9 protein-coding genes are annotated in these 13882 nt (G+C 56.4%); 8 read left to right on the plus strand and 1 reads right to left on the minus strand.

The features are described from left to right. The first annotated feature begins 8 nt into the window (after nt 1–8). From mpl to mtgA, 7 genes are read left to right on the plus strand one after another with little or no spacing between them, the layout of a single operon-like run. Complete coding sequence (gene mpl / locus QQJ87_RS06195; RefSeq protein WP_284280598.1) at nt 9–1394, plus strand: UDP-N-acetylmuramate:L-alanyl-gamma-D-glutamyl-meso-diaminopimelate ligase; 1386 nt, start codon at nt 9–11, stop codon at nt 1392–1394. Then, nucleotides 1391–2044, plus strand: coding sequence for a YqiA/YcfP family alpha/beta fold hydrolase (locus QQJ87_RS06200; RefSeq protein WP_284280599.1), 654 nt, complete (start codon nt 1391–1393; stop codon nt 2042–2044). The genes mpl and QQJ87_RS06200 overlap by 4 nt, the downstream gene beginning before the upstream one ends. Further along, nucleotides 2041–2592, plus strand: coding sequence for a chorismate--pyruvate lyase family protein (locus QQJ87_RS06205; RefSeq protein ID WP_284280600.1), 552 nt, complete (start codon nt 2041–2043; stop codon nt 2590–2592). The genes QQJ87_RS06200 and QQJ87_RS06205 overlap by 4 nt, the downstream gene beginning before the upstream one ends. Continuing rightward, nucleotides 2593–4578, plus strand: coding sequence for a ribonuclease catalytic domain-containing protein (locus QQJ87_RS06210; RefSeq protein ID WP_284280601.1), 1986 nt, complete (start codon nt 2593–2595; stop codon nt 4576–4578). Between the two features lie 2 nt (nt 4579–4580). Further along, the gene (locus QQJ87_RS06215) at nt 4581–5420 is read left to right on the plus strand and encodes an energy transducer TonB family protein (protein ID WP_284280602.1); all 840 of its coding nucleotides are present in this window, start codon (nt 4581–4583) and stop codon (nt 5418–5420) included. 15 nt (nt 5421–5435) lie between these two features. After that, nucleotides 5436–6299, plus strand: a complete 864-nt coding sequence (gene aroE, locus QQJ87_RS06220; protein ID WP_284280603.1) for a shikimate dehydrogenase — start codon at nt 5436–5438, stop codon at nt 6297–6299. Next, nucleotides 6296–7012, plus strand: coding sequence for a monofunctional biosynthetic peptidoglycan transglycosylase (gene mtgA, locus QQJ87_RS06225; protein WP_284280604.1), 717 nt, complete (start codon nt 6296–6298; stop codon nt 7010–7012). The genes aroE and mtgA overlap by 4 nt, the downstream gene beginning before the upstream one ends. Nucleotides 7013–7038: 26 nt before the next feature. Here the strand turns inward: mtgA and glnE are convergent, their stop codons facing one another. Then, nucleotides 7039–9759 carry a bifunctional [glutamate--ammonia ligase]-adenylyl-L-tyrosine phosphorylase/[glutamate--ammonia-ligase] adenylyltransferase gene (gene glnE, locus QQJ87_RS06230; protein WP_284280605.1) on the minus strand — a complete coding sequence of 907 codons (2721 nt, stop codon included), beginning with the start codon at nt 9757–9759 and terminating at the stop codon, nt 7039–7041. A gap of 73 nt (nt 9760–9832) precedes the next feature. Here glnE and QQJ87_RS06235 point away from each other — a divergent pair, with 73 nt between their 5' ends. Then, complete coding sequence (locus tag QQJ87_RS06235; protein ID WP_284280606.1) at nt 9833–13873, plus strand: YhdP family protein; 4041 nt, start codon at nt 9833–9835, stop codon at nt 13871–13873. Nucleotides 13874–13882: the final 9 nt, after the last annotated feature.

Consider the following 13882-nt stretch of genomic DNA (forward strand, 5'->3'; position numbering starts at 1 on the left):
ATAAAAACATGCACATCCACATTTTAGGCATTTGCGGCACTTTCATGGGCGGTGTGGCCCAGCTGGCAAAGGCTTTGGGGCATACGGTCACAGGCTGTGACACCAATGTCTATCCGCCCATGAGCACGCAGCTGGAGCAGGCGGGTATCGGCCTGACAGAAGGTTGGGGCGTTGAGCAACTGGACCTCAAACCTGACCTGTGGGTGGTCGGAAATGTGGTCAGTCGCGGCAACCCGCTGATGGAAGCCATCCTGAATGCTGGCCTGCCTTACACCAGCGGCCCCCAGTGGATTGGCGAACACGTGCTGCGCGGTCGTCAGGTGGTGGCGGTGGCGGGCACGCATGGCAAAACCAGCACCTCATCCATGTTGGCCTGGGTGTTGGACAAGGCTGGGCTGCAACCTGGTTTCTTGATTGGTGGGGTTCCCGGTGGTTTTGGCGTGTCCGCCCGCGTGGGCGAAGGCTTGCCTTTTGTGATTGAGGCCGACGAATACGACACCGCGTTTTTCGACAAACGCTCCAAGTTCGTGCACTACCGGCCGGTGGTTGCGCTTTTGAACAACCTTGAATTCGATCATGCTGACATTTTCCCGGATCTTGCAGCCATTGAGACGCAATTTCATCACCTGGTAAGAACAGTGCCTTCAAAAGGGCGCGTGGTGGCATCGCTGGATTCTCCGGCGCTTGAAAGGGTGATCAAGAAAGGATGCTGGACGCCCGTCAGCCATTTTTCAGCTGAAAGCCAACAGGCGGATTGGTCGGCTTCCATTCTGGGTGCGTCTGATTTTGACGTATTGCATCACGGCAAGACCGTGGGGCGTGTGAGTTGGTCGGCATCGGGTCTGCACAACGTCAACAATGCACTTGCCGTGATTGCGGTTGCTCACTATTGCGGTGTTTTGCCCGCCGATGCCTGCAAGGCCCTTTGTGAGTTTCCGGGGGTAAAGCGTCGAATGGAGCTGCGCGGCGAGATTGACGGCATTCGCGTGTACGACGATTTTGCGCATCACCCTACTGCCATTGACACCACGCTGCGCGGCGCTCGGGCAGCCATGAATGAGCAAGGCGCGCCGCAGGGGCGCTTGATTGCCCTGTTTGAGCCTCGATCAAACACCATGAAAATGGGTACTTTGCGAGCGGCTTTGCCAGACTCTTTTGCAGCGGCCGATGCGGTGTTTTGTCTGACCGAAGGCATCACCTGGGACGTGGCCGATGCGTTGGCCCCCTTGGGGGAAAGACTTCATCTGGTTGGCAGTGTGGCTGAGTTGGTCGATCAGGTGGCAGCCCAGTCCACCACCGGAGATTGGTTGGTGGCGATGAGCAACGGTGCGTTCGGTGGGGTGCACCAACAGTTGTTGCAGGCGTTGACTGAGCGCAAGGGAGCAGGCCATTGACCGGGCTGCCATTTGTACTTGAAAGTCCCGGGCAGTTTTTGCCCGGTGCAGATTACACGCCAGATTGGGTGGTTTACCTTCATGGTTTCCGCTCTTCACCTGCCTCGGTAAAAGCCCAGCGCGTGGTGCAGGCGTTTCTGCAGGCAGGACTTTTGAATCGACTGTGGGTGCCAGCGCTGCCCGCCTCGCCGGTGGATGCGATCGACATGATTCGCACCGAAGTCCGGACTCGCTTGCATCACCATCCGGACTTGCGTTTGGCTTTTGTGGGCAGTTCACTGGGTGGGTTTTATGCGACGGTGCTCGCTGAAGAGGTGCCTTCCAGCCGAGTGGTGCTGATCAACCCGGCTGTGACGCCGCATCTGGACCTGCAAACTCAAATCGGTCGCCAGAAGGTGTATTTCAGCGAAGAGGAAATTGAGTTTGTTCCTGAATACCTTCGGGCGTTAGAGGACATGCGAGTCGGCCGCTTGACAGGAATGAGCCGGTATTTTTTGATGGCAGCCAGCGGTGACGAAGTGCTTGATTTTGATCAAATGACCCGCACTTACGCGCAGGCGCATCAGCTTCGGCTTTCAGGGTCTGACCACGCAATGACCGAATTTGATGACTTTTTACCCTATCTTTTGCTCTTTTTGGGGGTGAAATGAATCGGGCGGGCCCTTGGCGCCAGCATTGCCCGGCCAGTTGGCCCGGCTGGGCCAAAAAGTGGGCAAAAACACGGGGCTCGTTGACCCGAAAGTTGGTTTCAACTGGCGGACGGTTTGAAGTGGAACCCGTGCGACAGGGCTTGCAAGCCCTGACCGGCCGCGACGCGTGGCATCTGGATCTGGCAGGGCGACCCAAGGTTCAGGCTCGCCTGGTCAGACTGCGGCTCAACGGTGTCCCGGTGGTGCTGGCCAAAACGGTGGTGCAGGTCAAAGGTGTACGCAACGACTGGCCGTTCTGGCGTGGCCTTGGGCGACGTTCTTTGGGGACCGCCCTGTTTTCAGACCCCATGGTGCAGCGTGGGCCCCTGTATTTTGCACGGCTACCGGCTCGGCAGGCGTGGATTAAAGCACTGGCCCTGCCCGATGTGTGCCCTGTGTCGGGTTGGTATGTCAGGTGTGCCAGATATTTGCGCAAACCGGGCGCAACGCCCATGTGGGTATTTGAAGTTTTCGTTCCCGCTTTGAACGAAGTCAACCAGGAAAAGTGAATGAATTTGTTTTATGAAGAGGCCGGTGCTTTCAAGGTAGGGCGAGTCATCCTGGAGCAAGGCAACGCCTTTCAGGTGGAAACGCTGCACGGTAAGCGAAGCAAGGTTAAAGGCAGCAGTGTCATGTTGCGCTTTGAAAGTCCGACGTGTGCTGAATTTTCCCAGCAGATGCAAGCTTTGGCAGACGAGATGGATGCCAGTTTTTTGTGGGACTGTGCGCCCGAAGGTGAATTTGAATTCACGGCCATGGCGGAAGAGTATTTTGGTGAAAAGCCCTCAGCAGTGCAGCAGGCGGCGGTGTTGACGGCATTGCATGCCGCACCGGTTTACTTTCATCGCAAAGGCAAGGGCAATTACCGGGCTGCGCCGCCCGATATTTTAAAGGCGGCCCTGGCTGGGCTGGAGAAAAAGCGCTTGGCCGCCGAACAGCAGCAGACCTGGGCAGAGGCCCTGGTTCGTCGTGAGTTGCCCGCTGGCTTTCAGGCCCATGTCGCGCAATTGTTGGTCAACCCCGATAAAAACAGCCTGGAGTACAAGGCCCTGATGCAGGCCTGCACCGAGGCTGGCCGTTCGCCTGACGTCTTGATGATCGAGTGCGGGGCTTTCAAAACGGTGCATGAATTGATGCGAGCCAAGTTCGCAGCCGTGTACTTTCCGAAAGGCACTCGAATTGATTTGCCGCCCCCCGCCGTACCCGAATTCATTGAACGTCTGCCCATGGCTGAGGTTCGTGCTTTTTCGATTGACGACATATCGACCACTGAAATAGACGACGCGTTCAGCGTGGTTTGGCTCAGCGACGAAAGGGCGCGAGTGGGCGTGCACATTGCGGCACCGGGTTTGCTGATTGAGCGCGGCAGCCCCCACGACCGGGTTGCGCGCGAGCGCCTGTCAACCGTGTATGCGCCAGGCGACAAAATCACGATGCTGCCGGACGATGTGGTGGCATTGAGCACCCTGGCCGAGGACACCGTTGCCCCTTGCCTGTCGATTTACACAGACATTGACCTGACCTCGGGCGAATTGATCGGTGACCCGGTGTCACGCGTTGAGCGCGTTCCGATTGCGGCCAACCTTCGGCACAATTTGATGGATCAGGCTGTCTCTCAAGAGGTGTTGGAAGATCCTGCCGTGGCGTCGGTGCCGGAAGTGGGAGAGTTCTTTCCGGCCTTGAAAGTGCTTTGGCTGGGGACCAAGGTGTTGAAGCACAAGCGTGAGCTGGTGCGCGGGCAGCCCGAGAAACACGCACGAATCGATTTCAATTTCTACGTGGATGAGGACGGTAAGGTGGAAATCGTGCCGCGCAGGCGCGACGCTCCGCTGGATTTACTGGTTGCGGAGTGGATGATCTTCGTCAACAACCAGTGGGGCGGTTTGCTGCATGACCACAAGGTTACCGGTATTTACCGCATTCAGCCGCACATGGGGCGGGTTCGCATGTCGACCCACGCAGCCCCGCACGCCGGGCTTGGTGTTCCTCAGTATGCATGGAGCACTTCGCCATTGCGCCGCTACGTGGACTTGATCAACCAGCAACAGCTGATCTCCGTCATTCAGGGTTCACCCGCGCCTTACTCGGCGACCGATGCCGATTTGCTGTCGGCGGTGAACAGTTTTGATGTGACTTACAAGGCCTATGCCGAGTTTCAGCAAAACATGGAGCGCTACTGGTGCTTGCGCTGGATTCAGCAAAAAGGCATTCGAAAGTTCAACGGTGTGGTGGTGAAAGACGAACTGGTGCGTCTGGAGGAAATTCCGCTGTTTGTGCGCCTGGTCGGCGTGACCTCGCCAGGCCGTGGGGTGCAGGTGGAGGTTGAGCTGGATGAGGTGGATGAGCTGACGCTGACGGTGTCGTGCAAGCTGATCGCCTTGAAGCAGGGGCGTGCAACCCGCTTGCTGGATGACGAAGACGAGTTGCCCGACGATGCGGATGCACTTGTGGAGCCTGGCGAAGCAGTGGCGCCACAAGACGAGGGGCAGTCCTGATCATGTCGGTGGCTTTGATGCGCGCACCGTTTGATTTGCGCAGGGCTTTTGCCTTGTCGGTGATTGTGCATCTTCTGTTGTTCATGGTTCATTTTTCAGCCCCGAAGGTGACCACCCGTTACAGTGCGCCGCTTGAGGTCATCTTGGTCAACGCCAAAAGTGACCACACGCCTGACAAAGCCAAGGCGCTTGCTCAGGTCGCACTGGATGGGGGTGGTCAGGCGGACAAGGGCCGCGCGACGACGCTGCCCGTCGACGCCGACGATCCTGTGTCGCAACGGCAACTGGATGCGGCCAAAGCCCGTTTGCAAGCTTTGGAGGCCATTCAGAGCCAGCTTCAGGGTCGGGGTTTGACAATCGACGCAGTGCCAGACACCAATCGGCAGGGGCAAAGCGAGGTAGGTGCCGACCCCAAGTCGCAGCGCGAGCTTCAAATTAAAAAGTTGCAGGCGCAAGTCGCACAGGAGATCAAGAAGTACAACGAGCGACCGCGAAAATACTTCTTTTCACCCGCCACAGCCCCTTACGCCTTCGCCCTGTACGAAGAGGCTTGGCGTTTGCACGTGGAGCAGGAGGGCAACAGCCATTACCCCGAGGAGTTGAAAGGCAAGATTTACGGGAAACTGAGAATGACGGTCTACATTCGCGCCGATGGCAAGTTGGATGACATTGAGGTGGACCAGTCTTCAGGGTCTGCTGTGCTTGATCGGGCAGCCATGATGATTGTTCGCAGATCGTCGCCGTTCCCGCCTTTTCCGGCCGAAATGCGTAAAAAAGCAGATATTCTGGCCATAACGAGAACCTGGGTGTTCAGCCGCGACAAAGTGAGTACGCAATTTTGAGTTTGATGCACTGACATGACAGACCGATACGCAGTGATTGGCAATCCGATTGCCCACAGTCGATCCCCCTGGATACACAGCCACTTTGCCAAGCAATTGGGACTTGATCTGGACTACGGCCGGCAATTGGTGCCACTGGATGATTTTGTGGGTACAGTAAGGGCCATGCAAGAAGCAGGCTACAAGGGGGCCAACGTCACGGTGCCTTTCAAGCAGCAGGCCTTCGAGCTGGGCGATGTTCACAGCGACGCGGTGGCATTTGCAAAGGCAGCCAACACCTTGAAGTTTCTGCCAGACGGCCAGATTCAGACGGACAACACCGATGGCATGGGCCTTTGCCGTGACCTGAGTGACAGGCTGGCGACGAAATCGCTCTCGCTTGCCGAAGTGCAAGTGGTGATGGTGGGTGCCGGTGGTGCTGCCAGTGGTTGTGTGTCCGCATTCAAGCAGGCTGGCGTCAAGCATTTGTCTATCCTGAACCGCACGGCAGACAAGGCCGTGGAATTGGCCCAGCGTGCCACATCCATCCGGTTGCCGGCGTGGGGGGGCGGCTTGCTCGATTTTCCAGGTGACCTTGAAAATATCCCCGTGGTGCTTGTCAATGCTTCCTCAAGCAGTTTGAAGGGCGAGGTACCCACGTTGAACGAGCGGTGGTATTCGGGCACGGTCCTGGCCTACGACATGATGTACGCAGCCCAGCCAACTGCGTTCATGCGCGACATCGGCCCCCGTTTGTCATCAGATGCCTTGCTGTCGGATGGTTTGGGAATGCTGGTTCATCAGGCGGCTTTGTCCTTTGAATGGTGGACGGGTCAACGACCTGACGCTGTCTTGACATTGAATGCACTTCGGACGATTTTGACCGGAGAAAGCAAGTGACAGCCAAGACTCGCAAGCGTGGATTTTTCTTCTGGTTCGGCCGCATTGTCATGTGGTCGGTGATGGCGTTTGTGTTGCTGCAGCTTTGGTACTTTGCACACATTGTGATTTGGGCAAGGGTCAATCCATCCATGACCAGTTTCATGGAGACGCGTCTGGCCCAACTCCGGCAGAAAGACCCCAAGGCGCAGTTGACGCAGCAGTGGGTGCCTTATGAGCAAATATCGCTGAATCTAAAGCGGGCGGTTGTGGCTTCAGAAGACAGCAATTTCGTGAATCACAATGGCGTGGAAGTGGATGCCATTGAAGAGGCCATGAAGCGAAATGCCCGGGGCGGCCGGGTCATTCACGGCGGTTCGACGATCACGCAGCAGTTGGCCAAAAACCTGTTTTTGACCAGCAGGCGCAGTTATATTCGAAAAGGCCAGGAGTTGTTGATTGCCTTCATGCTGGAGGCGGTGTGGAGCAAGCACCGCATTCTGGAGGTTTACCTGAATACGGCTGAATGGGGCAACGGCATTTACGGCGCACAGGCTGCAGCGCAGCACTACTTCCGGGTGAATGCGTCGCAGCTTTCGAGTTATCAGGCGGCCAAAATGGCCAGCATGCTGCCCGCGCCCCGCTATTTTGATCGGCATCCGGGTTCCAATTTTCTAGCCCGAAAAACCGCAACGGTGCAAATGCGCATGTACCAGGTTTATGTGCCCCGTTGACTTGCACCGACTGGCCGGGCTTTGCTTCAGTTTTGCCTGAATAGTGCTTCCCACAGGGCCATGATGGGTTTGCGCAGCGCCAGCATGGCCGGGTCGTCTGTTCTGGATTTGTTGTGCCCTGCAAGGCGCAATGCATGCTGTTTGGCGCGCAGCGACCGATAGGCATCGGCCACCGCTTGGGCTTGGTCCGTGTCGATCAAGCCCAGTTGCCCCGCCATTTTGATCAATGCAATGTTGCCAATGTTGCCAACCAATTCCGGATGGCTGGCGCTGTGTCCGAGAACCAGTGCCTGGGTCATGAATTCCACATCGACCATGCCGCCACGGTCATGTTTGACGTCAAAAAGGCCTGTCGCGTTGGGGTGGCCGTCCAGCATTTTCTGACGCATGGCCAGTACTTCATTGCGCACCTCCTCCCATGGGCGGGGCATTTGAAGAATGTCTGAACGCAGCTGCTCGAAACGCTCGCCAATTTGGGCATCACCCACACAAAAGCGCGCCCGCGTTAATGCCTGATATTCCCAAAACCAAGCCCCTACACCACCCTGGCGTTTTTGGTAGGCCTCGAAGCCAGCCATGTTACTGACCAGCAAGCCCGCATCGCCGTTGGGGCGCAGACGGTAATCGGTCTCGAACAGAATGCCGGCTGCTGTTTGGGTGGTCAGCCAGTGATTGATTCGCTTGGCCAATCTGGAATACAGATCTGCCGCCCGATCGTCCTCGTCATCGAAAAGGAAGATCAGGTCCAGATCGGATGAGTATCCGAGCTCTTTGCCGCCATGCTTTCCGTAGGAAATGATGGCAAATTTGGGCTGAGCGCGGTGCCGGTTGGGCAATTCTTCCCAGCTTCTTTCCAGTACCACCTCCAGTGTGCGGTCGGCCAGTTCAGACAACAGATCGCTGACTTTCTCGACCGTTAGCAGATTTTCGAGGTCTTGGGCCAGGATGCGAAACAGTTGTGCATGGTGTTGTTCCCGGATGAGGTCCATTTGACGCTCAATGTCGGCCTGACCGGTTGGCGTTCGCGAATTGGCCAGGGCTTCACGAAGTTGATCGGCCCACAGCGTCAGGTTGGGCTCAGCCAACAGGGTGCGGGTGTCAATCAGCTCGTCCAGCAGCAAAGGGTGTCGAATCAGGAAGTGGGCAGCCCACGGGCTTGATGCAAGCATGCGGGTGACGCGCATGCGGGCAATCGGATACTCCTCCAGCAGCGACAAGTAAGCACCTCGCCGAGCGACGGTCTCAATCAGTTCAAGACAGTATCGCCAGCAGCTGTCTGGCGCCGCTGTGGCGGTGGCTGCTGCCAGCAGGGTTGGCATCAAGCGGTCGATTCGCTCGCGGTGGGCCTGTGGAAGCATTTTCACCCGGCTCGATTCCATCAGCCTGGTGTATCTGTCTTGCGCGTCTTGCGGATTTTCAAACCCTTTCGTCAGTTTTTCCGACCAGGGTACGCTGAGATCCGGGGTTTCTTCGTCCTCTTGTTTGTCACCAAATGAGTGATCAAAGTGCTGCGCGACAAAGTCACGGTGCGTCGCCAGCGCCCGTAGGAAGATTGCTGGGTCTTCGTAACCCATGGATCGTGCAATCCGAAGCACCTCTGTGGGTGAAGCGGGCAAGCGATGGGTTTGCGCGTCCTCGACATATTGCAGGCGATGCTCCAGGTTTCTCAGGAAGTAATAGGCGGCAATGAGTCGGTCACAGTCTTCGCGGTGCAGCAGGCCAGACTCTGCGCACACTTCAAGCACATCGACTGTGCGGCGCAGTTGCAGTTTGGGTTCACGACCGCCGCGGATTAGCTGGAAGGCCTGCGCTGTGAATTCGATTTCACGAATGCCGCCCCTGCCCAATTTGACGTGCACGGTGCCTGGGTGCTTCAGCTCGTTTTTATTGACCTCGGTGCGAATTTGATCGTGCAGGGATCTCAGTGCACGAATGGCGCCGAAATCAAGGTACTTGCGGTAGACGAATGGCCTGACGAGTTCGGATAGTGTGTCGAGCGCCTTCTGAAATGCCTTGTCCTGATCGGGGTTGACGGACCAGTTGACCACCCGGGACTTGATCCAGGCGTAACGTTCCCATTCACGGCCTTGCACCACAAAATATTCTTCGAGCATGTCGAGGCTGGCCACCAGAGGACCTGCGTCGCCGTTGGGTCGCAGCCGCATGTCAACCCGGAACACGAACCCTTCGTCGGTGACTTCGCTGAGGATTTTAATGACCTTGCGCCCCACCTGTGTGAAAAACTCGGCGTGAGACTGGCTTTTGCCCGTGGGCCCACCCAAAGTGTCGCCATCGTTGGCGTACAGAAAAATCAGGTCAATGTCGCTGGATGCGTTCAGTTCCAGGCCACCCAACTTGCCCATGCCCACCACCATGAGGCAGTCTCCATCGGCAGGCTGACCGAACCGGTCTGCCTGAGCGCGGTGCGCAAAACCCACCGCCAATTGAATGGCCGCGTCGGCCAGAAAGGACAGGGCCTCGGTGACATCAAAAAGCTCAATTTTCCCCAAGAGATCACGCCGCATGATCTCGATCAGGCTGCGTTGTCGAACCAGTCTCAGTTCCCGCATCAGTGCTGCTTCGTCGGTCAGTTCGTGCAGTGGCAACAACCACTGTTCAATCAACGACAACAAATGTTCAGAGTCTGACGAGGAGTCGTTCCAGGCTGGAAAACGGTTCAACCACCGCTTGGCGTATTCCGAGTGGCCCGGCCACACGTTTTGGTAGAAATCCTGTGCATCGCTCATTGTAAAACCGCATCGTCTAGGGGCTTGGCTCTACAATAGCGTACTACAGACAGCAGAAATCTCGGGTAGGGCCTTGTCGCAATTGAATGCCATTTGGAATCGGATCAATCACAAGCAGTTGTTGCACTTTGCACACCTGTTTGCCTGTGCCGTCCTGATTGCCGTGGCCTTGGGTTTGATTGCCTTGAAGTGGTGGATTTTGCCCAGGGCCGATTCCTATCGTCCGTGGATTGAGAGCGCGGTTAGTCAGCAGATAGGGGCTCCTTTCACAATCGGGCAAATTCAGGCGCAATGGCGCGGCCTGTCGCCCACGCTGCAAATCAAAGACCTGCGCGTTCAGGACAAGGACGGCAATGACGGTCTGAATGTGGATGCGGCGTTTGTGCGGCTCAGCTGGACGAGCTTGCTGACCTTCAGCCCCCGGTTCAGTCAGATTGAACTTGAGAAGCCGCAATTGAGCGCTTGGCGTGACAGCGATGGGCTTTTGCATGTGGCTGGCATCGCCTTTCCGGCCAGCAAGGACACCTCCAATCCGGGTTTGAACTGGTTGTTGCATCAAGGGCAGCTTGCCTTGCATCAAGCAAAGTTGGATTGGCGCGACCTCACGGGTCAGACGCCTAACCTTGCCGTGTCAGACATAGACCTGATCCTGAAAAACGGCTTTGGCAGACATCGATTGGGTGTACGTGCCAATGTGCCGGCGCTCACGCCAGATGCATTGTCGCTGACAGCCGATTTTGGCATTCCGGTGTGGGAGCGTCAGCTGGACAACTGGTCAAGCTGGAAGGGCACGGCGTATGCGCAATTTGCTTTGCCTGATCTGGCGTTTTTTCAGCCTTGGCTGGGTTCGCTGCCTGTGAATGTGGCTGTCGCAGGCGTGCGTTCGCGCGCCTGGCTTGATTTCCAAGCGGGTGAAATTACGAAGGCCACACTTCAGACCACCATTGGGCAACTGGCCTTGAATGCCCGGCAGCCCGAGATCAAACCTTTGCAGGTCTCAGAGGTGTCCGCCTTGTTTGATCTGTCGGGGCAAGTCAGTTTGCGTCATCCTTCGGCGGTTTCCGTTCGTGGGCTTCGGATGCGATTTTCGGACGGGGAACGCTTTGGGCCGGCTGACTTTTCGGTGTCCAGGTCGTATGGTGACAGTGCGCAAAACTGGACCTTGACAGCACAAAATCTGGACGCAGCCCAAGCCCGCCGCCTTACTCTGGAGGTGGGTCAAAATCTGGGTCAGGGCCAGGCGATGCAAGGGCTTTCCAACTACACCCTGAATGGCAATCTGAATCGGGTGAAACTGGATTGGCAAACACCACTGAATTCAGATCAGCCCAATTTCAATGCCCTTGCTTTCAATGCCGATGTGAATGTTGAGGATTTGTCCATTCTGTATTCCAAGGTGCAGCCCGATGGTGGGGTGAGCGTGACCGGGTTTAAGGGACTGACCGGCGAATTCAAGGGCAACAACCGTGAAGGTCGCTGGAAAGTGGACAGCAAGAAGGTTGATCTGGCCTTGCCCGAAGTGTTTGCCGCCTCTTTTCTGGACTTTGATCAGGTGGACGGCCAGGGAAGCTGGTCCCATTTGTTTGATCCGTCAAACCCCTTGCTGGTCAAGCTGGATCGTTTGCATGTCAATAACAGGGATGTCGACGCGTCCGTTCAGGGCACTTATCAATTGAATCATCAATCTTCGGATGTGATTGATCTGAATGGAGACCTCAATCGCGCCGAAGTGGCCGCAGTTCCCAAGTACCTCCCGCTGATTGTCGGGCCGCAGGCCCGGGAATGGCTGGCGGGCAGCTTGAAAGGCGGACTGGCCAGCAAAGGCAAACTGGTGTTGAAGGGGCCGCTTGATCAGTTTCCGTTTCATGAAACGCCGGGTGTTGGCGTATTCAGCATCACCGTGCCTGTGGAAAAGGCGGAACTGAAATTCGCGCCAGACTGGCCTGCGATTACCGACATCAAAGGCAACGTCAGCTTGAAAGGCAAAAACATGCACATTTTGGCAGAAAGCGCCAAAACGCAAGGTGCATTGCTTCAGGGGGTGAATGCGGACATTGACAATCTGGACGCTTGGGAACCCGTCCTGAAAATCAAGGGGACAAGCAAAGGTGCCTTGCAAGACATGGTGAGCTATGTGAATGCCAGCCCTGTGAACGGCTTTGTGGGTGGCTTGTTGACCACTGCACGCGCGCAGGGCAATGCCCTGTTGAAGCTCGACCTGAATTTGCCCTTGAACAAGCTCGCGGACACCACAGTCAATGGCACGCTGGCCTTTGAAAAGAACACCGTTCAACTGCTTCGCGGAATGCCCAAGGTGAGCGCGCTGAACGGTAACCTCGGATTTTCTGACAAGGGCATTAAAATCGACGGTCTGAAGGGAGTTGCTCTTGGCGAACCTGTGCTGATTTCAGGCAGCACCAATGCGCAGGGCCAGATCGCCATTCGGGCCACTGGTCAGGCCCGCGCCCGTGAGCTGGCGGACTACGTGGACTCGACCTTTGCCCCCTACATGTCAGGCGCTACGCCATTTACGGTGAACGTGGTTTCCAACAAATCCGGTTTAAATGTGCTGGTGAACAGCACCCTTCAAGGGCTGGGTGTGAATTTGCCGCCGCCCTTTGGCAAGTCGGCCGATTCGGCGGTGCCCTTGAAAATCAGGCAGACCGTGGGTGATTCTGGAGAAGACTGGAATGTGTCTCTGGGGCAGGACGATTCGCTGGTGGGTCTGCTTAAGGCTCGCTTTGTGCCGGATGGCAATGACAGCCGGTTTGCATCACTGAATTTTGCCGTTGGCGTTCCGCTGGAGAACAGCAGTAGTGGCATCAATGGCACTGTGCGGGCCCAGAACATCGACATGGACCGCTGGAAATCCATTTTCTCGGGTTTGTTCGATCCGATCCAGGTTTTGTCGGGCAAAGCGCAATCTTCAGACTCCTTGTTGGGTTTGCTCAGAACAGGAAAGGGTGGGTTGCCAAAAACGCGGGTCAATCTGCAGGCGGATCATCTGGTGTTTGGCAAAAAGCAGTTTGATTCGGTGTGGGTAACTGCTCGAACCGTGGAAAACCGCTGGCAATTTGACGTCCGTGCAGCCGGGGTGGATGGCTATTTGTCCTGGGTGTCTGATGAGACGCGACCCGATGGCGCTGTATTGGCCCGATTCAAGAAATTGAGTATTCCCAAGTCGCTGGACAGCGACATGAAATCCGCGGTCGAAGATCCGGTGTCCAGTATTCCTGCTTTGGACATTGAAGCGGACGACTTTACTTTGAATGGACTGAAACTGGGCAAGCTGAGTTTGCTGGCGTTTAATCAAACCCGCGACGAACGTGCAAGGGCGACTTTGAACGACAAGCCCAAGGAATGGCGACTTGAAAAACTGGTGCTTGAAAATCCGGAATCCGTCACGCGCGCCAATGGGATTTGGCAGTACGGGCAGAAGCTGTCCAGCCAAAGCACGGATCTGCAAATTGACCAGACTGTGAAAGACGCGGGCGGCCTGCTGACGCGGCTCGGGATGGCGGGTGTTTTCAAAGGCGGAGAGGGCACTTTGAAAGGCCGATTAAAGTGGGACGATGCGCCCACCGCGATTGATTACGGTTCACTGTCGGGGCAGTTTAAACTGGTCAGCAAGAATGGCCAGTTTCTAAAAGCCGACCCGGGTGTGGCCAAATTGCTCGGCGTGTTGTCGTTGCAGAGCATTCCGCGTCGGTTTGCACTCGACTTCAAGGACATTTTTTCAAAGGGCTTTGCTTACGACAGCATTGATGCAGACGTCACGCTGAAGCGCGGGGTGGCCACCACCCGAAATTTTAAAATGCAGGGCCCAAGCGCCACCGTGCTGATGCAGGGCGACCTGAACCTGAAAGAGGAAACCCAGAACCTCAATGTGGTGGTGTTGCCTGATTTGAATCCGACGGGGGGATCCTTGTTGTATTCGCTGATTGCAGCAAACCCGGCTGTGGGCTTGGCCTCCATCATTGCCGATTTTGTATTCAAGGACCCGCTGGCCAAGGTGTTTTCATTCCAGTACAAGGTCACAGGGGCATGGGATGCCCCCAATATTGAACGCGTCAAGGGCCAACAAAGCCCCGAACAAGCCACTCCCAAACAATGAGGCACCTGC

The sequence above is a fragment of the Limnobacter litoralis genome (assembly GCF_030160455.1).
GTDB lineage: Bacteria > Pseudomonadota > Gammaproteobacteria > Burkholderiales > Burkholderiaceae_B > Limnobacter > Limnobacter litoralis.

Bases quoted from the DNA above. Each gene is read 5' to 3' on its own strand.
- mpl (WP_284280598.1), top strand. From the start codon at position 9: ATGCACATCCACATTTTAGGCATTTGCGGCACTTTCATGGGCGGTGTG.
- QQJ87_RS06205 (WP_284280600.1), top strand. From the start codon at position 2,041: ATGAATCGGGCGGGCCCTTGGCGCCAGCATTGCCCGGCCAGTTGGCCC.
- QQJ87_RS06210 (WP_284280601.1), top strand. From the start codon at position 2,593: ATGAATTTGTTTTATGAAGAGGCCGGTGCTTTCAAGGTAGGGCGAGTC.
- QQJ87_RS06215 (WP_284280602.1), top strand. From the start codon at position 4,581: ATGTCGGTGGCTTTGATGCGCGCACCGTTTGATTTGCGCAGGGCTTTT.
- aroE (WP_284280603.1), top strand. From the start codon at position 5,436: ATGACAGACCGATACGCAGTGATTGGCAATCCGATTGCCCACAGTCGA.
- glnE (WP_284280605.1), bottom strand. From the start codon at position 9,759: ATGAGCGATGCACAGGATTTCTACCAAAACGTGTGGCCGGGCCACTCG.